At 70.6% G+C, this 21,191-nt stretch carries 15 protein-coding genes and 2 pseudogenes; 13 read left to right on the top strand and 4 right to left on the bottom strand.

The window, feature by feature from the left end; all coding sequences use genetic code 11:
- The first annotated feature begins 1,666 nt into the window (after positions 1-1,666).
- The 8 genes and pseudogenes from EJG53_RS07685 (at position 1,667) to EJG53_RS07650 (ending at position 13,007) form a co-directional block, all read left to right on the top strand.
- Entirely contained in the window at positions 1,667-3,232 is a 1,566-nt protein-coding gene (locus EJG53_RS07685; protein WP_125044217.1) for a sigma-70 family RNA polymerase sigma factor, read from the top strand.
- A 538-nt stretch (positions 3,233-3,770) separates the two neighbouring features.
- A complete protein-coding gene (locus tag EJG53_RS07680) occupies positions 3,771-6,137 on the top strand; it encodes a non-reducing end alpha-L-arabinofuranosidase family hydrolase (protein ID WP_125044216.1) in 2,367 nt (788 codons plus the stop codon).
- A gap of 41 nt (positions 6,138-6,178) precedes the next feature.
- Positions 6,179-8,491: a WD40/YVTN/BNR-like repeat-containing protein gene (locus EJG53_RS07675; protein WP_125044215.1), complete on the top strand. Its 2,313-nt coding sequence runs from the start codon at positions 6,179-6,181 to the stop codon at positions 8,489-8,491.
- Between the two features lie 497 nt (positions 8,492-8,988).
- Positions 8,989-9,525 (top strand): annotated as a pseudogene (locus tag EJG53_RS07670) (inositol monophosphatase family protein); the annotation flags it as partial.
- A gap of 41 nt (positions 9,526-9,566) precedes the next feature.
- Positions 9,567-10,063 (top strand): annotated as a pseudogene (locus EJG53_RS07665) (NADPH-dependent F420 reductase); the annotation flags it as partial.
- A gap of 104 nt (positions 10,064-10,167) precedes the next feature.
- Positions 10,168-11,484: a bifunctional 3-oxoadipate enol-lactonase/4-carboxymuconolactone decarboxylase PcaDC gene (pcaDC, locus tag EJG53_RS07660; RefSeq protein WP_125044214.1), complete on the top strand. Its 1,317-nt coding sequence runs from the start codon at positions 10,168-10,170 to the stop codon at positions 11,482-11,484.
- A gap of 59 nt (positions 11,485-11,543) precedes the next feature.
- A complete protein-coding gene (locus EJG53_RS07655; protein WP_125044213.1) occupies positions 11,544-12,197 on the top strand; it encodes an MBL fold metallo-hydrolase in 654 nt (217 codons plus the stop codon).
- A 30-nt stretch (positions 12,198-12,227) separates the two neighbouring features.
- Complete coding sequence (locus EJG53_RS07650) at positions 12,228-13,007, top strand: exodeoxyribonuclease III (protein WP_125044212.1); 780 nt, start codon at positions 12,228-12,230, stop codon at positions 13,005-13,007.
- Between the two features lie 61 nt (positions 13,008-13,068).
- On the opposite strand, the gene EJG53_RS07645 is transcribed toward EJG53_RS07650, so the two are convergent.
- Positions 13,069-14,859 (bottom strand): SGNH/GDSL hydrolase family protein, encoded by a 1,791-nt coding sequence (locus EJG53_RS07645; RefSeq protein WP_125044211.1) that lies wholly within the window; start codon positions 14,857-14,859, stop codon positions 13,069-13,071.
- 132 nt (positions 14,860-14,991) lie between these two features.
- On the opposite strand from EJG53_RS07645, the gene EJG53_RS07640 reads away from it, so the two are divergent.
- Positions 14,992-15,414 (top strand): DUF6278 family protein, encoded by a 423-nt coding sequence (locus EJG53_RS07640; RefSeq protein ID WP_125044210.1) that lies wholly within the window; start codon positions 14,992-14,994, stop codon positions 15,412-15,414.
- Positions 15,415-15,441: 27 nt separating this feature from the next.
- On the opposite strand, the gene EJG53_RS07635 is transcribed toward EJG53_RS07640, so the two are convergent.
- Positions 15,442-16,197 carry a GntR family transcriptional regulator gene (locus EJG53_RS07635; protein WP_031009651.1) on the bottom strand — a complete coding sequence of 252 codons (756 nt, stop codon included), beginning with the start codon at positions 16,195-16,197 and terminating at the stop codon, positions 15,442-15,444.
- A gap of 260 nt (positions 16,198-16,457) precedes the next feature.
- Here EJG53_RS07635 and EJG53_RS07630 point away from each other — a divergent pair, with 260 nt between their 5' ends.
- From EJG53_RS07630 to EJG53_RS07615, 4 genes are read left to right on the top strand one after another with little or no spacing between them, the layout of a single operon-like run.
- The gene (locus tag EJG53_RS07630; protein WP_031009648.1) at positions 16,458-17,201 is read left to right on the top strand and encodes an amino acid ABC transporter ATP-binding protein; all 744 of its coding nucleotides are present in this window, start codon (positions 16,458-16,460) and stop codon (positions 17,199-17,201) included.
- Between the two features lie 14 nt (positions 17,202-17,215).
- A complete protein-coding gene (locus EJG53_RS07625; protein ID WP_125044209.1) occupies positions 17,216-18,130 on the top strand; it encodes a glutamate ABC transporter substrate-binding protein in 915 nt (304 codons plus the stop codon).
- A 15-nt stretch (positions 18,131-18,145) separates the two neighbouring features.
- Positions 18,146-18,790 carry an amino acid ABC transporter permease gene (locus tag EJG53_RS07620; RefSeq protein ID WP_125044208.1) on the top strand — a complete coding sequence of 215 codons (645 nt, stop codon included), beginning with the start codon at positions 18,146-18,148 and terminating at the stop codon, positions 18,788-18,790.
- A complete protein-coding gene (locus EJG53_RS07615) occupies positions 18,787-19,653 on the top strand; it encodes an amino acid ABC transporter permease (RefSeq protein ID WP_125044207.1) in 867 nt (288 codons plus the stop codon). Before EJG53_RS07620 ends, EJG53_RS07615 begins: the two co-directional genes overlap by 4 nt.
- A 32-nt stretch (positions 19,654-19,685) precedes the next feature.
- On the opposite strand, the gene EJG53_RS07610 is transcribed toward EJG53_RS07615, so the two are convergent.
- Both EJG53_RS07610 and EJG53_RS07605 read right to left on the bottom strand, forming a co-directional pair.
- Positions 19,686-20,348: a methionine ABC transporter permease gene (locus EJG53_RS07610; protein WP_125044206.1), complete on the bottom strand. Its 663-nt coding sequence runs from the start codon at positions 20,346-20,348 to the stop codon at positions 19,686-19,688.
- The gene (locus EJG53_RS07605) at positions 20,348-21,187 is read right to left on the bottom strand and encodes a methionine ABC transporter ATP-binding protein (RefSeq protein ID WP_125044205.1); all 840 of its coding nucleotides are present in this window, start codon (positions 21,185-21,187) and stop codon (positions 20,348-20,350) included. The genes EJG53_RS07610 and EJG53_RS07605 overlap by 1 nt, the downstream gene beginning before the upstream one ends.
- Positions 21,188-21,191: the final 4 nt, after the last annotated feature.

The following is a 21,191-nucleotide window of genomic DNA, read 5'->3' as shown; positions in this document are numbered from 1 at the left end:
TTGAACTCCCTGTGCCAGTGAATCTCCGCCAAGACGCAACCTGTACCGGCAAGATGGAGCCCGATAATGGCTGGCACTTTGCAGCCCATCCGGGAAAGCTGCAATTATCATCTGTGCTCCCATGCCGCCTCGCCGCTCGCACTGCACCGAAGTTGCGGAAATACTGTACAAGTGAAAAGCAGGGGGAGATGCGGCCTTGCCGCGGCAGTAGAAATTTCATTCCCAGGTACAAGGTCGGATACATCTTTCGATGTATTCCTTCGGGGATGACGACCTCCTCGCCCAGCAGCTCCGGTGGACTCGACGGTGGGCGCGCTTCAGCCCGGTCCGGCCGGCGCGATGCGCGGTCCCTGGGGCCGGGTGGCGCGTTGTCGGCGTGTGCGCAGGGCGGTCAAGTCGGCCAAGGCGCGGATCGCGTCGGCAGGCAGGATTTGCTCCGGGCGCATGGACACTTCCCGGACTCGGAGTGCGAGGGCGAGGTGATCTTCACGTCGTGGTCGCCGGCCATGCGGCTCGGCTTGGCCGCGGAATTCGGGCCGGCGATCCCGCTGCCGATGACCTTCGCGGTCGCGGCGGATCGTATGGTGTCCCATGCCCGCGTAGCCCCAGGCTTGCTGGCCCTGCCGGTGGGGCTGGAGGGGAGATGTGGGAGCTTGAGCGGGTGAGTGAGACGACGGTGAAGACCCTGCGATTCCGCTCCGACGGGCCGGAAGACGCACCTTGTCTGGTTTTGGGTGCGTCGCTCGGTACGGCCTGGCACATGTCGTAAAAGCCGTCCAGGGGCGTCCACGCGGTTCAGGGTGAACGCATAAGTCCAGGTCAGAGCCTTGTGGTGCGAGTGCATCCATGGGGTTGGTGACATCTACGTGATCGCTCGTGCCATGTGGGGCCCGCCGTCGGCTTGCTCCGATCGGGCCCTGTGTAAACGGGGTTCTGATACGAAGATGCCCCGTCGGCTTGCCGGGCGGTGGGGAAGCGGGGAGATGCGGTGGACTGTCAACAGTCCGAAGAATCGCCGGTTTTGGTAACCGGCCATTGACGGATGCCCTGCTCTGCTCGGCATCAGGGACGAACCGCAGTTGGCCCAATCGGCGCCAGCTTGCCGGTTGGGGGCGTCGGCATTGTCTCCACGTGTTTCCGGTTACGCGTCATGTGGAGTGTGCGGTGATTCTTGAGAGGGCCGATAAGAGGGCCTGACCTGCTGCTTCACGCGTGCGCCTTATGTGCGGTGCGGGCGATGGCTGCACGCTGAAATGGCGTTCGCGATGCTCATCTGACGCTCGCCCTGACGGGGCATCACCCGGCCGACTGCGCAGTTCGTGCCGGCCGGGAGACGCGCGCCTCTGATGGCCGGGTGTGCCGGAACTCGGTGCGCATTCCGCCGGGTTCCGGCGCCGCGAATTGCGGCGACAGGCACGCTGCCGCCGTACTTCGATGGACCGGACGTCTGGCATAGCAGGTGCTCAATGCGTGGGGGCGCGCTTGCGCGGTCCGTCCACGAGTTGGCCGCCTGCTGCCCGAACGCACCCGCGGTACGGGCCCTGCGCGTCGGCACCGGCCGGCTCGTCCACCCAGGGCCCAGGCTTTGGCCGTATCCCTTTGCCGACGCTAAGGTATGCCGCCGTACTCGGCGGATCGCTTCCTTGAAGAAGGTGGGATGGGGCTCATGGACGCGGGTCACGCGGAGCTGGTTGTCGCGGCGCAGGCCGGTGACGACCGGGCGCGCGAGAAGCTGATCGCCGCATACCTGCCGTTGCTCTACAACATCGTCGGGCGAGCGCTGAGCGGACATGCCGACGTCGACGACGTCGTCCAGGAAACCCTGCTGCGCGCGGTGCGCGACCTGCCCGACCTGCGTGCCCCGGAAAGTTTCCGGTCCTGGCTGGTGTCGATCGCGCTCCGCCAGGTCAATACCCACTGGCACCGGCAACGCACTCTCGCCGACCGGACCACGGTCATCGACGAGGCACTCCAAACACCGCGCGCCGGCGCCGCGCTCGAAGACGTGACGATCCTGCGTCTGCACATGTCGGACGAGCGCCGTCAGGTGGTCGAAGCCGGCCGGTGGCTCGACCCGGACCACCGGGTGCTGCTGTCGATGTGGTGGCAGGAATGCGCCGGCTTGCTGAGCCGTCAGGACATCGCCGACGCGATGGGGCTCAGTGCCGCCCACGCCGGAGTACGTTTGCAGCGGATGCGTGAGCAACTGGAGCTGAGCCGGACGATCGTCGCCGCGCTGGAGGCGGACCCGCGCTGTCCGCAGCTGAACGAGACCGTCGTCGGCTGGGACGGTCTTCCTGCATCTGTGTGGCGCAAGCGGATCGCGCGGCACACCCGCGACTGTCCGATCTGCACGAGGACCGAACGGGTTCCGGCCGAACTGCTGCTTCTCAACATCGCGCCGCTGGCCGTCCCGGCCGCACTCCTCGCCGCGCTGGCCGCCAAGGGCCTGTTGTCGGGTACGGCTGCCGCGGGTGCCGCCGGACTGGCCGCGGCACACGTCAGCGTCGGCACGGCGACGGGGGGAAGCAGTCTGCACGGCTCGCTGATCGGCAAACTGCACGTGGTGACCGCTCATCCGGTGGTGAGCCTCGCCACCGGCGCGGTGCTCATAGCCGGGACCGCCACCTACGCGGCCTGGCCCGAACCGGCGCCCCGGGCGCCCGCCGTCATCTCCGCTCCCACGGTCGGCACCCCCACGCCGACCCCGTCGCGCGCCCCCACGCCGACCCCGTCGCGTACCACCACGTCGCCCAAACCGTCCTCGGCGAGTCCGTCCGCCGTCGCAGGCACGGTTCCGCTGGGCGCGCAGTCGCTGGAGTCCGTGGACCAGCCCGGCCTGTTCGTCACGTATGCGGGCGACTTCGCGACACTCGGCGGCCGAGTCTCCGCGCCCGGCGGCGCGCAGGCACCGCAACGGATCACCTTCACGGTCGTCGGGGGACTGGCCGACACACGGTGCGTCACGCTCCGCGCCGCGGACGGCCGGTACCTTCGCCATCAGTACCTGCGGCTACGGCTGAGCACCAACGACGGCAGTCAACTGTTCCGTGAAGACGCCACCTTCTGTCCACGCCCCGGGGCGGTCGCCGGGTCGGTGACCCTGCACGCGCACAACTACCCCGGATCGGTCCTCCGCCACCGCGACGGTGGCATCTGGCTCGATGGCTCCAACGGCACTCGGGCCTTCGCCGGCCAGGCTTCCTTCATCACGCGCGGGGCCCGGGCCTGAGAACCGCTTCACGAGAATCCTGGGCCGGGCCGCTCAGTGACAGCCGGCGATTCCCGAGCACGAGCCCACATCACGCCCCCACCCCGCAGTGAGCCGAGCGCTCCGCCGAATCCAGGTGCGGTCCGCATTTCATCGACGGCTGCCTCGCCGTGACAGTTCTGGATCCCTCCCCACGGGGACGACCGGGCCACAGGGCTCGGCGTAACGCTTTTTGCCTGCGAGATGCATCACTGGGCAATCCTCCGGGCGGCGCGACTTTTCTGTTACGGGACCGCGACTTCGAAAGCCTCCACTTCAGGGGTGATCTTCCCGCCGCTCGCCTTGGCGTGCCGGCGCGGCAGGTCTCCCGCATCCCGTTGACGCATCCCCTGTAGAAAGCGGCTCCCATGACGCGACACACCCACGAACCCCGGGTGACCGGTGGGCAGGAACGGCCCCACGTCCTGCACCGCACCCACCCCGCGACAGATCAGGCCACCCCGGCCGGTGCGTGCACGAGCACGGCACCCGGAGTGACCCGCGACCCCCGAGGAGAATCGTGAAGGGCCTGCACCGGCTCCCCCGGAGCCGCCGGACAGTGACGGTAGGACTGTCGACCGCGGCGGTGATCGCCGGAGTCGTGACGCTCCTCCCCAGCTCCGCCGGAGCCGCCGCCTTGAGTACGCAGGCGGCCCCCTCGGGCAGGTACTTCGGTACGGCCGTGGCTGCCGGACGGCTCGGCGACCCGACGTACTCCACGATTCTCGACCGGGAGTTCAACATGATCACCCCGGAGAACGAGATGAAGTGGGACGCCACCGAACCCTCCCGCGGCACCTTCACCTTCGGTTCGGCCGACCGGATCGTCGGCCACGCCACCGCGCACAGGCAGCGGATACGTGGCCACGCCCTGGTCTGGTACAAACAGCTGCCCGGCTGGGTGAAGTCCATCAACGACGCCAACACCCTGCGCAGCGCGATGAAGAACCACATCACCACCGAGATGAGCCACTTCAAGGGCAAGGTCTACGCCTGGGACGTGGTCAACGAAGCCTTCGCCGACGGCTCCTCCCAGCACCGCAGTTCGAAGTTCCAGGACCTGCTGGGCGACGGCCACGTCGAGGAAGCGTTCCGCATCGCCCGTGCGGCCGACTCCTCGGCCAAGCTCTGCTACAACGACTACAACATCGAGAACTGGTCGGACGCCAAGACCCAGGGTGTCTACCGCATGGTCAAGGACTTCAAGTCCCGCGGCGTGCCCATCGACTGCGTCGGGTTCCAGAGCCACTTCCAGGCGGGCGGCCCGCCGGCGAGCTTCAAGACCACCTTGGCCGCCTTCGCCGCCCTGGGCGTCGACGTCCAGATCACTGAACTGGACATCGCCCAGGCACCACCCGTCCACTACGCGAACACGGTGAAAGCCTGCCTGGCCGTGGGCCGGTGCACCGGCATCACGGTGTGGGGCATCCGTGACAGCGACTCCTGGCGCCGCGACGAGCGCCCGTTGCTGTTCGACGACAACGGCAGGCCGAAGCCCGCGTACACCGCCGTCATGAACGCTCTCCATTCCGGCTCCGGTACGCCCCCGCCCAAGTCGGCCGACGGTACCGGGGAGATCAAGGGCGTGGCCTCCGGCCGCTGTATCGACATCCCCGACTCCGCCACCGCCAACGGCACCCCGGCGCAACTGTGGGACTGCAGCGGACGGGCCAACCAGCGCTGGACCTACACCGCCGCCAAGCAGTTGAAGGTCTACGACAACAAGTGTCTGGACGCCAAGAACAAGGGCACCACCAACGGCACCTCATTGGTCGTCTGGGACTGCAACGGCGGCGCCAACCAGCAGTGGAACATCAACACCAACGGCACGATCACCGGCGCCCGGTCCGGGCTGTGCCTCGACGCCGTCGGCGCGGCCACCGCGAACGGCACCAAGATCCAGTTGTACGCCTGCGCGTCCGTCGACAACCAGAAGTGGAGCGCCCCGTCCGGGACGTCGGCGGCCGGCGCCGCGTGTGCTCTTCCCTCGACGTACAAGTGGAAGTCGACGGGTGCCCTCGCACAGCCCTCGAACGGGTGGGTCGCGGTGAAGGATTTCACCAGCGTGGTGCACAACGGCAAGCACCTGGTCTACGCGTCGAGCGCGTCCGGAAGCTCGTACGGCTCGATGGCCTTCCGCCCCTTCACGAACTGGTCGGACATGGCGTCGGCCGGCCAGACCGGCATGCGAGAGGGCGCGGTGGCGCCCACACTGTTCTACTTCGCCCCCAAGAGGGTCTGGGTGCTGGCGTCCCAGTGGGGTGCGTGGCCCTTCAGCTACCGCACGTCGAGTGACCCCACCGACCCGAACGGCTGGTCCGCGCCCCGTCCGCTGTTCACCGGCAGCATCCCCCGCACCGTTTCCCCCACCGGCCCGATCGACCAGACCCTGATCGCCGACGGCCAGAACATGTACCTGTTCTTCGCCGGTGACAACGGCAAGATCTACCGGGCGAGCATGCCGATCGGGAACTTCCCGGGCAACTTCGGCTCCTCGTACACGACGGTCATGAGCGACGCGCCGGACAAGCTGTTCGAGGCGCCGCAGGTCTACAAGGTCCAGGGCCGGAACCAGTACCTCATGATCGTCGAGGCGAAGGGCGCGCACCAGCGGCGCTACTTCCGCTCGTTCACGGCCGCCAGCCTGAACGGTACGTGGACCCCGCAGGCCACCGGCGAGAGCAACCTCTTCGCGGGCAAGGCCAACAGCGGTGCCACCTGGACCGACGACATCAGCCACGGTGACCTGGTCCGCAACAACCCCGACCAGACCATGACCATCGACCCCTGCAACCTGCAGTTCCTCTACCAGGGCAAGTCCCCCACAGCGGGCGGCGACTACGACCGACTCCCGTACCGGCCGGGTGTCCTCACCCTGCAGCGCTGATCTGTCCGATCCACGGTGATATGCAAGGAGAACACCTCCCTATGAAACACCCACCAGGCGGAGGGCGCCGCGGGCGTCACCGCCGTCGCAGAGCCGCGACCGGCCTGCTGCTCGGCGTGCCGGCCGCCGTCGTGCCGTACCTCCTGTTCACCCAAGAGGACTCCCAGGCCGCGACGATCGACGCCGGTGCCTACCACAGGCTTGTCTCCGTGCGCAGCGGCAAGGTGATGGGCGTCAACGCCTTGTCCACCGCCGACGGCACCCGCATCCCGCAGCGGAAGCTGGTGCAGGCGACCGGCAGCCAGGCGGCCGCGGCCGGACCGTACAAGTGGAGGAACGCCCAGGTGGTCGGTGGCGGTTACGTCACCGGCCTGGTGTTCAACCCACAGGAGAAAGGTCTGCTGTACGCGCGCACCGACATGGGCGGCGCCTACCGCTGGGACACCGCGGCCGAGCAGTGGATACCGCTCACGGACTGGCTCGGCGAGAAGGACTGGAACCTGCTGGGCATCGACGCGCTGGCCACCGACCCCGTCGACCCCGACCGGCTCTACCTCGCGACGGGCACCTACACCAACAACTGGGGCGGCAACGGCGCGCTCCTGCGCTCCACCGACCGGGGCCGCACCTTCCAGCGCACCGATCTGCCGTTCAAGCTGGGCGGCAACGAGGACGGCCGCGGGGCGGGTGAACGGCTCGTGGTCGACCCCTCGGACCACCGCACCCTGCTGCTGGGTACCCGTAAGAACGGCCTGTGGCGCAGCACCGACCACGGGGTGACATGGCGGCAGGTCTCTTCGTTCCCGGTCAAGGGCGGGGCGGGCAGCGGTGCGGGCATCTCCTTCGTGACGTACGGGCCGGCCGGCAGCAACACGGTCTACGTCGGTGTCGCGGACAGGTCGGCCTCCCTCTACCGCTCCATCGACGGCGGCAGCACCTGGAAGGCCGTCCCCGGGCACCCCACCGGCCAACTGCCCCAGCACGGCGTGGTCTCCGGTGACGGTTCGCTGTACCTGACGTACACCGACAACCTCGGACCCAACGGCGTGACGGCGGGCTCGGTGTGGAAGTACACCCCGGCAGGCGGAGCATGGAAGAACATCTCCCCGTCCAAGGGCGCCTACGGTTTCTCCGGCCTGGCCGTCGACCCGCGCAAGCCGTCCACGGTGATGGTCACCACCCTCGACCGCTGGTGGCCCGAGGACGAGATCTACCGCAGCACCGACGGCGGTACGACATGGAAGGCGCTGGCCGGGAAATCGGTACGGAACGCCTCCGCCGCTCCGTACATCGGCACCCACACCGGGCACTGGATGACCGCCCTGGCCATCGACCCCTTCGACTCCGGGCACGTGCTGTACGGCACCGGCAACGGCATCTGGCGCAGCAAGGACGCCGACGCCACCGACAGCGGCGGCACCAGCCACTGGACCGTGGGGGCGCGCGGCCTGGAGGAGACCGCGCTGATGGACGCGATCGCCCCGCCCGGCGGTGCCACCGTCATCACCGCCATGGGCGACCAGGGCGGCTTCCGCCACGACGACCTGACCAAGGTGCCCGCCGGGCGGATGAACAACCCGATGATGTCCAACAGCACCGACATCGACTTCGCTCAGGCCAACCCTTCGGTGATGGTCCGTGTCGGCCGTGGCGGCGCGCAGGACGGCGCCTACTCCACCGACGGCGGCAATAGCTGGACCGGCTTCCGGTCGGAGCCGGTGGCCGGCGCCGACAGTGGCCAGGTCGCGCTGGCGGCGGACGGTTCGGGCATCGTGTGGACCGAGGCCGGCCAGGTTCCGTACCGCTCGACCGACAAGGGGGCGAGCTGGTCGAAGGTCGGTGGCCTGGGCGCCGGCGCCGTGGTCGTCGCCGACCGCTCCTCGGCCAGCACGTTCTACTCGCTGGCCGGCGGCACGCTCTACGCCAGCACCGACGGCGGAGCGACCTTCACCGCCCGGGCCACCGGCCTGCCCGCCGACGGCCGGCTCAAGGCCGTCCCCGGCGTCGCGGGAGACCTGTGGATCGCCGGCGGTGACCAGGGGCTGCTGCACTCCACCGACGGCGGCCGCACCTTCGCCAGGCTCACCACGGTGAAGTCCGCCGCCGCCCTCGGCTTCGGCAAGGCCGCACCGGGCACCTCCTACCAGGCCCTGTACATGATCGGCACCGTCAAGGACGTCAGCGGGGTCTTCCGCTCCACCGACAAGGGCGCCACCTGGCTCCGCGTCAACGACGACGCCCACCAGTGGGGCGGCATCGGCAGCGTAGGCGTCATCACCGGTGACCCCGACACCTTCGGCCGCGTCTACATCGGCACCAACGGACGCGGCCTCCAGTACGGTGACCCGTCCTGACCCCGACACCAGAGCGGACGCACGTTCGACGCGTGAGCTGACGCGCTGACAGCAATGGACAGCCGCCCCTCCTGACCGACGCGACAACTCGGTCGGAGGGGCGGCTTTCTGCTGTGGAGGGGGACCGATGGCGGTGGGCGGGTTGGCGGTCACGGTGCTCCTTCCCGGTGGGCGCGCGGCCGCGGGGCTTGGCGAGGGGCGTTCCTCCGCGGCCGCGAGCTGCCGGGTCACCCCAAGCTGTCGGCGCAGTTCTTCAGCGCGGGCACGGGCCGCTGGGTGAGGCCCGAGCCGGCTTCCCGGTGTCCGGCGGCACCGGGGGCGAGGACACCCCAGTGGACGAATGGGAGGGCGGCTGACGTGCGGGGGCACCGGTCGGCGTCCAGGTTGGGTCATGGCCCGCACACCGGCGGCCCCTGATGCCGCCGAGCAGCGTGTGTTCCCTGTCCGCGGGTTTTTCCCCGTCGACGACGCACGCGGGCCGGGTGCCTGCCGGACTGGTTCCGGCCGAGGGCAACGTCAACCACCTGCACGCCCTGCCGGAGTGGGCGGTGACCGTCACGCTCGTACGCGACAACCAGCCGGTGCTCACCGCGGTCCACCTGCCGTTGACCGGGCAGACCTGCACCGCGCTCGCCGGTGCCGGCGCCCGGCTCGACGGCCGCCCGCTGCACGTGTCCCAGGCCGCGGACCTCGGCCTGAGCCTCGTGGCCACGAGCCGGGCCAGGCCGGACGAGGACGAGAAGACCGTGCGGCGCATCGGCTCCTCGGTCACCGCGATGCTCCTCGACGCGCTCGTCGTGCGGACCTCCGTGCCCGCCACCCTGCACCTGCTCGACGTGGCCGCCGGCCGGACCGACGCCTTCCGGCAGTTCGCCGGGGCCCGCACGGACCTGCTTCCCGGAGCACTGCTCGTCGCCGAGGCCGGCGGACGGATATCCGACACCGAGGGCCGTCCCTGGACCCCGCAGAGCAAAAGCTTCCTGGCCGCCGCGCCCGGCGTGCACACCGCAGCCGTCACCACACTCTCCCGCTGACCCCACGCGAGACCCACGAACACCGGAAGGACCACATCACCATGACCATGATCGCGGTGCTCGGAAACGGCCGCGTCGGCGGCAGCCTCGCCCGAGCCCTGACCGGGGCCGGACACGCGGTGACCGTGGCGGACCGCTCACCAGGCTCTGCCACCGGCGCCGCCCGCACAGCGCAGATCGTCAGCAACGCCACCCCCGGCGCCGGATCGCTGCAGCGGCTCACCGCGCTGCGCGAGGAACTGCGCGGCAAAATCCTCGTACACGTCTCCAACGCCACCGCCGACGGACCGGACGGACTGCCCGCCGGCCTGCTCCACCCCGGCTCAAGCCTCGCGGAGCACCTCCAAGAAGCCCTCCCCGGCACACGCGTCGTCAAGACGCTCAACACGATGCTCTACACGGTCATGACCGCACCCGCCGCCCTCACCCAGCCGCCCACCGCCTTCCTCTCCGGCGAGGACCCGGCAGCCAAGCAGGCCGTAGCGGACTCCTCACCGACCTCGGCTGGCAGCAGGAGTGGATCACAGACCTCCGAGGCGGCTCTTCCAGAGGATGACCGTAGGACGGCCGAGGCTATGGAGGTTGGAGGTCGCGCCCGGTCAAAAGCTGCCGCCAGGCCCCCGCTATGGGCCCCATCACGACATGTGGGAGCGTGAGCGGGTGAGTGAGACGACGGTGAAGACCCTGCAATTCCGCTCCGACGGGCCGGAAGACGCACCTTGTCTGGTTTTGGGTGCGTCGCTCGGTACGACCTGGCACATGTGGGATCGGCAGATACCCGAGCTGACCCGGCACTGGCGGGTCGTCCGGTTCGATCTGCCCGGGCACGGTGGGTCGCCAGCGTATCCGGCGGCCTCCGTCGCCGAGCTGGCCGACCGGCTGGTGGCGACGCTCGATGTGCTCGGGGTGGAGCGGTTCGGGTATGCGGGGTGTTCCATCGGCGGGGCGATCGGTGCGCAGTTGGCGCTCACCCGGCCGCAGCGGGTCACCTCGCTCGCGCTGATCTCCTCGTCGCCGCGCTACGGCACTCCCGACTCGTGGCGGCAGCGCGGGGTGGTGATCCGTACGAACGGGCTGGACCCGATCGCCCGTACCTCGCCCGAGCGCTGGTTCACGCCCGGGTTCGCGGGGGCGCAGCCCGCCATCGTGGAGTGGGCCGTGCAGATGGTGCGCACCACGGACCCGGGCTGCTACATCGCGGCCTGTGAGGCGATGGCCTCCTTCGACGTGCGTTCCTCGCTCCAGCGGATCGGGGTGCCCACCCTCGTCGTCGCCGGTTCCGAGGACCAGGTCACCCCGACCACCGACGCCCGCACCCTGGTGGCGGGCATCCCGGACGCGAGTCTCGCGCTGGTTCCCGGTACGTCCCACCTGGCGCCCGTCGAGCAGCCCGCCGCCGTCACCGAACTGCTCATCCGGCACTTCACGGCCGCGTGGCACGACAAGCCGGGTGCCGCCACCCCACAGACGGCGATCGGGGCGGCCGCGCCCAAGCCGGTGCTCGGGCCGGCGGCGCCGCCCCCGCCGATGGCGCCCGCGGCCATCGAGTCCGGGCTCGCCCAGCCGGAGGCGGTCCGGGGCGGGGTGTACGAGCAGGGCGTCAAGGTCCGCCGTGAGGTGCTCGGTGATGCGCACGTGGACCGGGTGGAGGCCGACACGGACGACTTCACCGGGGACTTCCAGGAGTTCATCACCCGGTACGCGTGGGGTGAGATGTGGACACGCGGCGGGCTGGACCGGCGGACCCGCAGCATCATCACGCTCACCGCGCTGGTCGCCCGCGGCCACCAGGACGAACTGGCGCTGCACACCCGCGCCGCGCTGCGCAACGGGCTCACCCCCACGGAGATCAAGGAAGTCCTGCTGCACACCGCGGTGTACTGCGGGGTGCCGGCGGCCAATGCCGCTTTCGCCGTGGCGCAGCGCGTCATCCGGGAGGAGACGACGCCGGAGGGGTGAAGTGGCGGCGGGGGCGTACCCCGAGGGCCCGCCGGACACCCGCGCGGCAAGATGGGGGCATGGAACTCACGAAGAAGACTCACGCCTGTGTCCGGCTGGAGAAGGACGGGCAGGTGCTCGTCATCGACCCGGGTGTCTTCAGCGAGCGGGACGCGGCGGTCGGCGCCGACGCCATCCTGATCACCCACGAGCACATGGACCACTTCGACGAGGAGCGGCTGCGCGCGGGCATGGAGGCCAACCGGGGGGCCGAGATCTGGACCCTGGCCAGTGTGGCCGAGCAGGTCTCCGCGGCGTTCCCGGGGCGGGTGCACACGGTCGGTGAGGGGGACGCGTTCACCGCCGCCGGTTTCGACATCGAGGTGCACGGGCAGTTGCACGCCGTCATCCACCCGGACATTCCTCGGGTGACGAATGTCGGCTACCTCATCACCACCGAGGACGACGGCGCGACCGTCTTCCACCCGGGTGACGCGCTCACCGTCCCGCAGGGCCGTACGGTGGACACGCTGCTGCTGCCCGTGCACGCGCCGTGGAACAAGGTCGCCGAGGTGATCGACTACGTCCGCGAGGTCCGGCCGCGCCGCGCCATCGACGTGCACGACAGCTTGCTGCAGGACCACGCCCGCCCCGTGTACGACGGCCTGATCGACAAGCTCGGCGGTACCGATCACGGCCGCCTCACCCCCGGTGAGCACACCGGTTTGAACTGACTGTCGGACCCCCGCTGTAGGTTTACGGACATGCGCATCGCGACCTGGAACGTCAATTCGATCACCGCCCGCCTCCCGAGGCTGCTGGCCTGGCTGGAGAACACCGGCACGGACGTGCTGTGCGTCCAGGAGACCAAGTGCTCGGCCGAGCAGTTCCCGTACGACCAGTTGCGCGAGCTGGGCTACGAGGCCGCGGTCAACGCCACCGGCCGGTGGAACGGTGTCGCCCTGCTGTCGAAGGTGGGCCTGGAAGACGTCACCACCGGGCTGACCGGCGGTCCGGACTACGAGGGGGTCCAGGAGCCCCGCGCCGTCTCCGCGACCTGCGGCCCGGCCCGCGTCTGGTCGGTGTACGTGCCCAACGGCCGCGAGATCGACCATGCGCACTTCGCGTACAAGCTCCAGTGGTTCGAAGCCCTGAAGGCGGCGGTCGCCGAGGACGCGGCGGGCCCCCGGCCCTTCGCGGTCCTCGGCGACTTCAACGTCGCGCCGACCGACGACGACGTCTGGGACACCACCGTCTTCGAGGGCATGACGCATGTGACGCCCGCGGAGCGCGCCGCCCTGGCCGCGCTGCGGGAGGCGGGCCTGTCGGACGTGGTGCCGCGCCCCCTGAAGTACGACAAGCCGTTCACCTACTGGGACTACCGCCAGCTCTGCTTCCCGAAGAACAAGGGCATGCGGATCGATCTGGTGTACGGCAACGAGCCGTTCGCCAAGGCCGTCTCGGACGCCTATGTCGACCGTGAGGAGCGGAAGGGCAAGGGGGCGTCGGACCACGCGCCGGTGGTGGTGGATCTGGAGGTGTGAGCCGGGCATAGAGGCAAGGACACGGGGGTGGGTGCCTGGGTATCCGGGTGTCCGGGGCGGGTCACGGCCTGGCGGGTACGAGCGCCCGCAGGTCCACCGACTCCCCGAGCGCCAGCAGGCCCGCGTCGCCGGGGTGCAGGTGGTCGCCGCTGTCGTACGCGGGCAGCAGCCGCTGAGGATGCCGCGGGTCGCGGAGCACCGCGTCGAAGTCCAGTACGGCGTCGAAGTCCGTGCCGCGTGTCCGGAGGGCGGCGTTCACGGCGGTGCGCCGGGTCTCGACCGCCGCCGTGCAGTCCGGGAAGCCCTCGCACGGCGCGACGGTCGCGGCCACCACCCGCAGCCCGCGCTCGTGCGCGCGCCGGGCGAGGGCCCGCAGGCCCGCCACGACTTCGTGCGCCGGAGTGCCGGCGCGTACGTCGTTGATGCCCTCGAAGAGCACGACCGTACGGACCGAGGGGCGCGCCAGCACGTCCCGTTCCAGCCGGTGCTGCGCGCTGACCCCGCTGACGTCGCTGCTCACGCCGTCACCCGGATAGCGGTCGGTGACGACCCGGTTCCCCCCGATGCCGCTGTTGAGCACGCCGTAGCGCGGGAGCGCGTGCTGGGTACGGAAGCGGCGGGCCAGCACGTCCGGCCAGCGCCGGTTGGCGCCCGCCGTCGAGCCCTGGCCGTCGGTGATGGAGTCCCCGAGCGCCACGACCGTGCCCGGACCGCCCGCGACCTCCACCCCGGTCAGGAACGGCCAGCCGGTCAGCGTGCCGGGGTACGCCGCGGCGCCGCGGTCACCCGTACGGTCGCCGCTGCCCGGCGCGCTCACGTACGAGATCTGCTCGGACCGGCCGTGCGTCGGCGCCGCAGTCACCGTGTCCGGAAGGTAGAGGCTGATCAGCAGGTTGCGGCCCGCGGGCACAGCGAAGGGCAGCGGATCGCTGTACGTCTCGGCGCCGGCCGGGACCCGTACGCCGCGCTGCCCGCCGAACGTCAGCGGTACGGGGGCGCCGGCGGCTCCCGCGCCGCCGTCCGCGCCCTGTACGGCCACGCTCGCCGCCCCGAAGGTCACCGGCGCCGCCGCGAAGGTGTTCGCCAGCCGGACCCGTACCCGCGGCCCGCCCGCGCCGCTGCGCACGACCAGTCGCAGCGTCCGGCCGCTCCACGGTCCGGCCTTCGCGTACCCGCCCGTGCTCGCCCCCCAACTGCCCGTCCAACCGGCGCCGTTGTCGCGTACCGTCATCGCGAACACGTGCAGGTCCGCGGCAGGGCCCGGGTCCCGGGGCAGTACGACGGCGGCCACTTCGCGCCCGCGCGCCACCGGCACGCTCACCGCGTACAGCCGTGCGCGCTCGACCCGTTGGCCGTCGGGCGTGTTGATGTGCGGCAGCGTCACCGCCTTGGTGGCCGACGGGCCCGTACGCCAGTCCGGGGCGCTCAGCCGGTACGTGCTCCGCGACCCGTCCCGGTAGTGAACCGTGCCGCTTCCGGTCGCCGTACCGCCGGTCGCGGCCACCAGCAGCGACAGCGCGTCGCCACGCCCGCGCAGCCGTACCGTCTGGCCGTCGGCCCGTACGTTGTCCGGGCGGCCCGCGGCGGTGCGCGGCCACCGCAGCCGGGCCGCGTCGAGGGTCAGCACCCGTCCCGGCGTCCAGCCCGCCGCGGCGAGGTCCCGCGCGGACAGGGAACGGCCCGCGCCGTCGAAGTCCGCCGAGGTGGGGGCGGACGGCTCGCTGATGGCTCTGTTGTTGAAGAGATGCTCCAACGGCACCGGCTCGGCGGGGCGTTGGAGCGGGGCGGCCGTGGTGCTCAGGGCGAGGGAGAAGACCGGGGCGAGCGCCCCGCCCCACAGTCGTACGCGCATACGGGCATTCCTTCCGCGGGTACCGGTGACGAGCACGGGACCGGCCGGAACCGGTCGCCGGGCCGGCGATCCGGCCACCGGCCTGCCGCGCGCCTGTGGCCACCGTCCCGGCCCGGGTGGGACGCTACGCCCATGAACCTGTCTTTCCTGGACAAGTGGCGCAAGCGGCCGGAAGCGGGCCCTGCTGTCGTGGACGACCCCGAAGGTGCGGCGATGCTCCTGGCGGAGTGCGAGCTGCTGCGTGCCCAGGCCCAGACCGAGGGCGTGGAACTGGACGACTCGGTGCACTCGTTGGAGGCGCTGGACCAACTGCGTCCCGCGTGGCGCGACGACCCCGAGGTGGTGACCTGGCTCGGTAACGACGCGGGCTGCTACCTCGGCACGGTGCTGGTACGGACGGTGCCGGGCGCGGCCTGGAAGGTGTGGCCCGGTGGTGAGCCGGTGGTACGGCTGGCCTCCGGCCGGGAGGTGGACGTGGTGACGGCGGGCCGGGACTGGGCGGCCAACGGCGCGCCCGAACTGTGCCAGCTCTACGCGGAGGCCGCCGAGAGCTGACCGCCGCGTGCGGGGGCGGCGGCCCGGTCAGACGAAACCGATGTCGTACGCGAGGCGCCACCGGTCGGCCCGTACGACGATGTCGGAGGTCTCGACGGCCCGCCCGTCCGCGTCGTAGTGGGTGCGTTCGACGGCGGTCACGCACTGCCCGGGGGAGCAGCCCAGCGCCTCCGCCTCGCCACTGGAAGCAGGACGGGAGCCCACGCGCTCCTCGGCGCGCACCACCCGGATCCCGATGGCGGCCATGCGCCCCCGTACCCCGCGCCGGGCATAGGGCCCGCATTCCGGGAAGACGACGTCCGTGCCCTCGGTGATGGCGAGCGGCTCCCAGCTCGTGGCGAGTTGCACGGGCTGCCGGTTGGCCAGGTATTCGTACACCGACCGGACGACGCCGGTGCCCGGCACGATGCACAGCCGCCGCGCGACCCGGTCGCACGCGGCGTCCGTCGTCGAGGACACCTCCCAGGTCAGCGGCGTGCCCTCGGGTGACCCCTCCAGGGCGATCCGGGCGGCGAACGGGGAGTCCACGGCGCCCGTGGAGCGCAGCAGCGTCCCGATCGGCGCCCGGTCGGCGACGAACACCCCGCGCCCGAACTGGCCTTCCGCGTAGCCGGCGGCCTTCAGCACGCGGACCGCGCGGTCCACGGTCTGGTCACTGGCCTCGTACGCCCGCTTGAGCTCGGACCGGGACGGAATCCGCGCGCCGACGGGCAGGACCCCGTCGTCGATCTGGCGGCGGAGGTCGTCGGCGATGCGCTGGAAGACGGGTCGGTTGTCACCCATGCCCCACAGGCTAGGTACGCAGGCGGGCACTGTGTACCTAGGGGAGAGGCGTCGGGCAGCCGCCCGCGGAGGCGGACGGGCCGGCGGCGCGACGCGGTCCGGCCGGCTGTGCGACGCCGGGCGGGAGTGGTTACTTTTCCGGTAATCAGGGGTTATTGCGGTATTCGAGCGTGTCAGGGGGGAGTGGGCTGCTTCCGGGCGGGTAGTTTGCGGGGTCTTGCGGTGTCCTGGCTGTACGGATGAGAGTGAGCGGGCTGCACATGGCCGGTGATGCGCTGATCGAGCTGCGCGGGGTCAACAAGCACTACGGAAAACTGCATGTCCTCCAGGACATCGACCTCACCGTCGGCCGCGGCGAGGTGGTGGTCGTCATCGGGCCCTCCGGGTCCGGCAAGTCCACCCTGTGCCGCACCATCAACCGCCTCGAACCGGTCGAGTCCGGCACCATCACCCTGGACGGCCACCCGCTCCCCGAGGAGGGGCGGGAGCTGGCCGGACTGCGCGCCGAAGTCGGCATGGTCTTCCAGTCCTTCAACCTGTTCGCGCACAAGAGCGTGCTGGCCAACGTGATGCTCGCGCCGGTCAAGGTCCGCAAGCGCAAGAAGGAGGAGGCCGAGCGGCGGGCCCGCCAACTCCTGGACCGGGTGGGCCTGGCCGCGCACGCCGACAAGTACCCGGCGCAGCTTTCCGGCGGCCAGCAGCAGCGCGTGGCGATCGCCCGCGCGCTGGCCATGGAGCCGCAGGCGCTGCTCTTCGACGAGCCGACCTCCGCCCTCGACCCGGAGATGATCAATGAGGTGCTGGAGGTCATGCAGCAGTTGGCGCAGGAGGGCATGACGATGGTCGTCGTCACCCATGAGATGGGTTTCGCGCGCTCCGCCGCCCATCGGGTGGTCTTCATGGCCGACGGCCGGATCGTCGAGGACCGTACGCCGGAGGAGTTCTTCACCGCGCCGGAGAGCGACCGCGCCAAGGACTTCCTGTCCAAGATCCTCAAGCACTGACCGGGGGCGCCGCCATGCACCAGACCCGCACCGCCCTCGTGGCGCTCGCACTGACCGCGGCCGTCCTGCTGGCCGCCGGCTGCGGCCGGTCCGGCAGTCCGCCGGTCAAGGGCCCCAAGGGCAGCGAACTGCCCCGCTACGCGACCGCCGAAGGCTTCGAGCTGCCCGCCTCCGCGACCTGGCGCAAGGCCAAGAGCCGCGGCCGGCTGGTCGTCGGGGCCAAGGAGGACCAGCCGTACATGGGCGAGCGCGACCCGGCCTCCGGGACGTACACCGGCTTCGACGTCGAGATCGCGAAGATGATGTCCGCCTCCCTCGGCTTCGACCCGAAGACGGTCGAGTTCCGCACCATCGCCTCCGCCAACCGCGAGACCGCCCTGCAGAACGGCCAGATCGACTACTACGTCGGCACCTACACCATCAACGCCAAGCGCAAGCAGCAGGTGGGCTTCGCCGGCCCGTACTACATGGCGGGCCAGGGTCTGCTGGTGCGCAAGGACCAGAAGGGCATCGACGGGCCGCGGGACCTGGCGGGCAGGAAGGTCTGCTCGGCGGCCGGTTCCACGCCGTACCAGCGCATCAAGGCCGACTATCCCCGGGCCGACCTGGTCGCCTACGACACGTACTCGGTGTGTGTGGACAACCTGCTCACCTATCAGGTCGACGCCGTCACGACCGACGACGCGATCCTCATGGGCTACGCCGCCAAGGTGCCCGACGAGCTGAAGCTGGCGGGCAAGCCGTTCTCCGAGGAGCCGTACGGCATCGGCGTGCCGCGCGGGGACACCGCGCTGCGCCTCGCGCTGGACGACGCGCTCGCCGCCCACGAGAAGAACGGCGACTGGAAGAAGGCGTACGACGCGACGCTGGGCCTGTCCGGCGTCCCCGCTCCGCAGCCGCCCGCCATCGACCGCTACCCGGCGAGCTGAGGACGAGGACCGCCCATGAACGTGCTCACGGACAACTTCTCCCTCTACGGGGAGGGGCTGCTCGGCACCGTCGAACTGACCGTCTTCGCCTCGCTGCTCGCGCTGGTCGTCGGCGTGCTGATGGCGGCCTTCCGGGTGGCGCCGGTCGGTTCGCTGCGGGTGTTCGGCACCGTGTGGGTGATGGTGCTGCGCAACACCCCGTTGACGCTGCTGTTCTTCGCGGTGCTGCTCGGCCTGCCGCGCTTCGGTGTCGTGCTGCCCTTCAAGGTCTTCGCGATCCTCGCGCTGGGCTGCTACACCTCAGCCTTCATCTGCGAGGCGGTGCGCTCCGGCATCAACACCGTCCCGGTCGGGCAGGGGGAGGCCGCCCGCAGCCTCGGCATGACCTTCTCGCAGACCCTGGGCGACGTGGTGCTGCCGCAGGCGTTCCGTACCGTGATCCCGCCCGTCGGCTCCACGCTCATCGCGCTCGCGAAGAACTCCGCGATCGCCGGCTCCTTCAGCGTCGTCGAACTCCTCGGCACCTACAAGACGCTCAACGAGCTGGGCTACAGCATCATCTGGACCTTCGTCTGGATCGCCGTCGGCTATCTGATCGTGACCCTGACCATCAGCGCGCTGTTCAACGTGCTGGAAAAGCGCTGGGGGGTTCCCCGATGACCGCCACCACCGCCCTCTACGACGTCCCCGGACCGCGCACCAAGCGCCGGCACCTGCTGTACGGGGTGGCGGCGACGGTGGTGATCCTCGCCGTCCTCGCCTGGGCCGTGTACCTGCTGATCGACACCGGCCAGTTCAGCGCCCGCAAGTGGACGCCGTTCGCGTACGTGGGCATCCAGAAGCTGCTGCTCGAAGGGCTGGGCAACACGCTCAAGGCGTTCGCGTGCGCCGCCGTGCTGTCGCTCGCGCTGGGCGCGGTGCTCGCCGCGGGACGGCTCTCCGACCATGCGCCGGTCCGGTGGGTGAGCACGCTGCTGGTCGAGTTCTTCCGGGCGATGCCCGTGCTGGTCATGATCTTCTTCGTGTACGTGGCGCTGAAGGCGGAGCCGCTGTACGCGCTGATCGCGGGGCTGACGCTGTACAACGGCTCGGTGCTGGCCGAGGTGTTCCGGGCCGGGGTGCACTCCGTCGACCGGGGGCAGCGGGAGGCCGCGTACGCGCTGGGCATGCGCAAGACGCAGGTCATGACGTACGTCCTGGTGCCGCAGGCGGTCCGGGCCATGCTGCCCACGATCATCAGCCAGTTGGTCGTCGCCCTGAAGGACACCTCGCTCGGCTTCCTGATCACCTACGAGGAGTTCCTGCACGCCGGCAAGCTGATCGCCTCCAACCTCGACTACGACCTGCCGTTCATCCCGGTCGTCCTGATCATCTCGCCGATCTACATCGGCATGTGCATGCTGCTGTCGTGGTGCGCCTACCGGGTCGCCAAGCGGCAGCGCAGGAGCCTGAAGACGGACGCGGTGGACGTCAACGCGCCGGAGCCGGGGACGCTGCTGCCGGGGGCGCAGCAGCAGCGATAGGCCCTGCCGGCCCAGCCCCCGGCAGCCCGCCCTCAGCGGCGCAGCACCTTGCGGGACAGCACATTGCCCAGCAACTGCGCCGCCTGCACCAGCGCGATCAGGATGAGCACGGTCACCACCATCACCCGGGTGTCGAAGCGCAGATAGCCGTGGGTGACGGCGAGGTTGCCGACGCCTCCGCCGCCCACCGTGCCCGCGATGACCGAGAAGTCGATCAGCGCCACGAGCATGAACGTCAGGCCGAGGATCAGCGGCCCGAGCGCCTCGGGGACCAGCACCGTCACCAGGATGCGCACCGGCCCGGTGCCCATCGCGCGGGCCGCCTCGACGACGCCGGGTTCCACGGCGAGCAGGTTGCTCTCCACGATCCGGGCCACGCCGAAGGTGGCGATCACCGTCATCGGCAGGATGACGGCGTCGGTGCCCACCGCCGTACCGATCAGTTCCCGGGTCACCGGGGAGAGCACCACGATGGCGATCAGCGCCGGCACCGGGCGTACGACGTTGACCAGCACGCTCAGTACGGCGTACACGACGCGGTTGTGCAGCAGGCCGCCCTTGCGGGTGGCGTACAGCAGCAGGCCGAGGGCCAGGCCGAGGACGGCGGACAGCACGAGGGTGGCCAGCACCATGTACACGGTCTGGCCGGTCGCCTCAGCGATCTTGGGCCAGAGCAGGTTCCAGTCCTGGTGCATCAGGCGCCCACCTCCGCGAGGACGGTCGCCACGACCGAGTCCGCGACCCCGTGCTTGCGCAGCACCCGCGGCAGCAGGTCCAGCACGGGCGAGGCGTGCACGGCGGAGCGGACGAAGGCGCGGGTGGTGGGGTGCTGCGGCCGGGCGAAGACCTCGGCCACCGCGCCGCGTTCCACGATCCGCCCGCCGTCCATCACGGCGACCTGGTCGCACACCGCCCGGACCACCTCCATCTCATGGGTGATCAGGACGATGGTGACGCCCAGTTCCGTGGTGACCCGCTTGAGCAGCGCGAGGATCTCGTGCGTGGTCTGCGGGTCCAGCGCGGACGTGGCCTCGTCGCACAGCAGCACCTGGGGCGAAGTGGCCAGGGCGCGTGCGATGCCGACGCGCTGCCGCTGGCCGCCGGAGAGCTGCTCGGGATAGCGGCGGGCCTGGTCGGCGAGCCCGACGAAGGCCAGCGCCTGCTCGGCCTCGGCGCGGGCCCGCGCGCGTGCGGCCCCGGCCTGTCGCAGCGGGTAGGCGACATTGCCCAGGACCGTACGCGATCGGAACAGGTTGAACTGCTGGAAGACCATGCCGATGTCACGCCGGGCAGCGCGCAACTGCCGCTCCGGGAGGCCGGTGAGCTGCCGTCCGCCCACGGTGACGGTGCCTGCCGTCGGGGTCTCCAGCAGGTTGACCATCCGCAGCAGGGTGGACTTGCCGGCGCCGCTGTGCCCGACGATGCCCTGTACGGTGCCGCGCGCGACCGTCAGCCCGACCTCGTCGACGGCGCGCACGCCGCCCGCGAACTCCTTGGTCAGGCCGGTCAGCCGGATCATCGTCTGCGTGTCCATGCCG

This window comes from Streptomyces chrestomyceticus JCM 4735 (assembly GCF_003865135.1).
GTDB classification, from domain to species: domain Bacteria; phylum Actinomycetota; class Actinomycetes; order Streptomycetales; family Streptomycetaceae; genus Streptomyces; species Streptomyces chrestomyceticus.
This window is presented reverse-complemented; position numbering and strand designations above follow the sequence as displayed.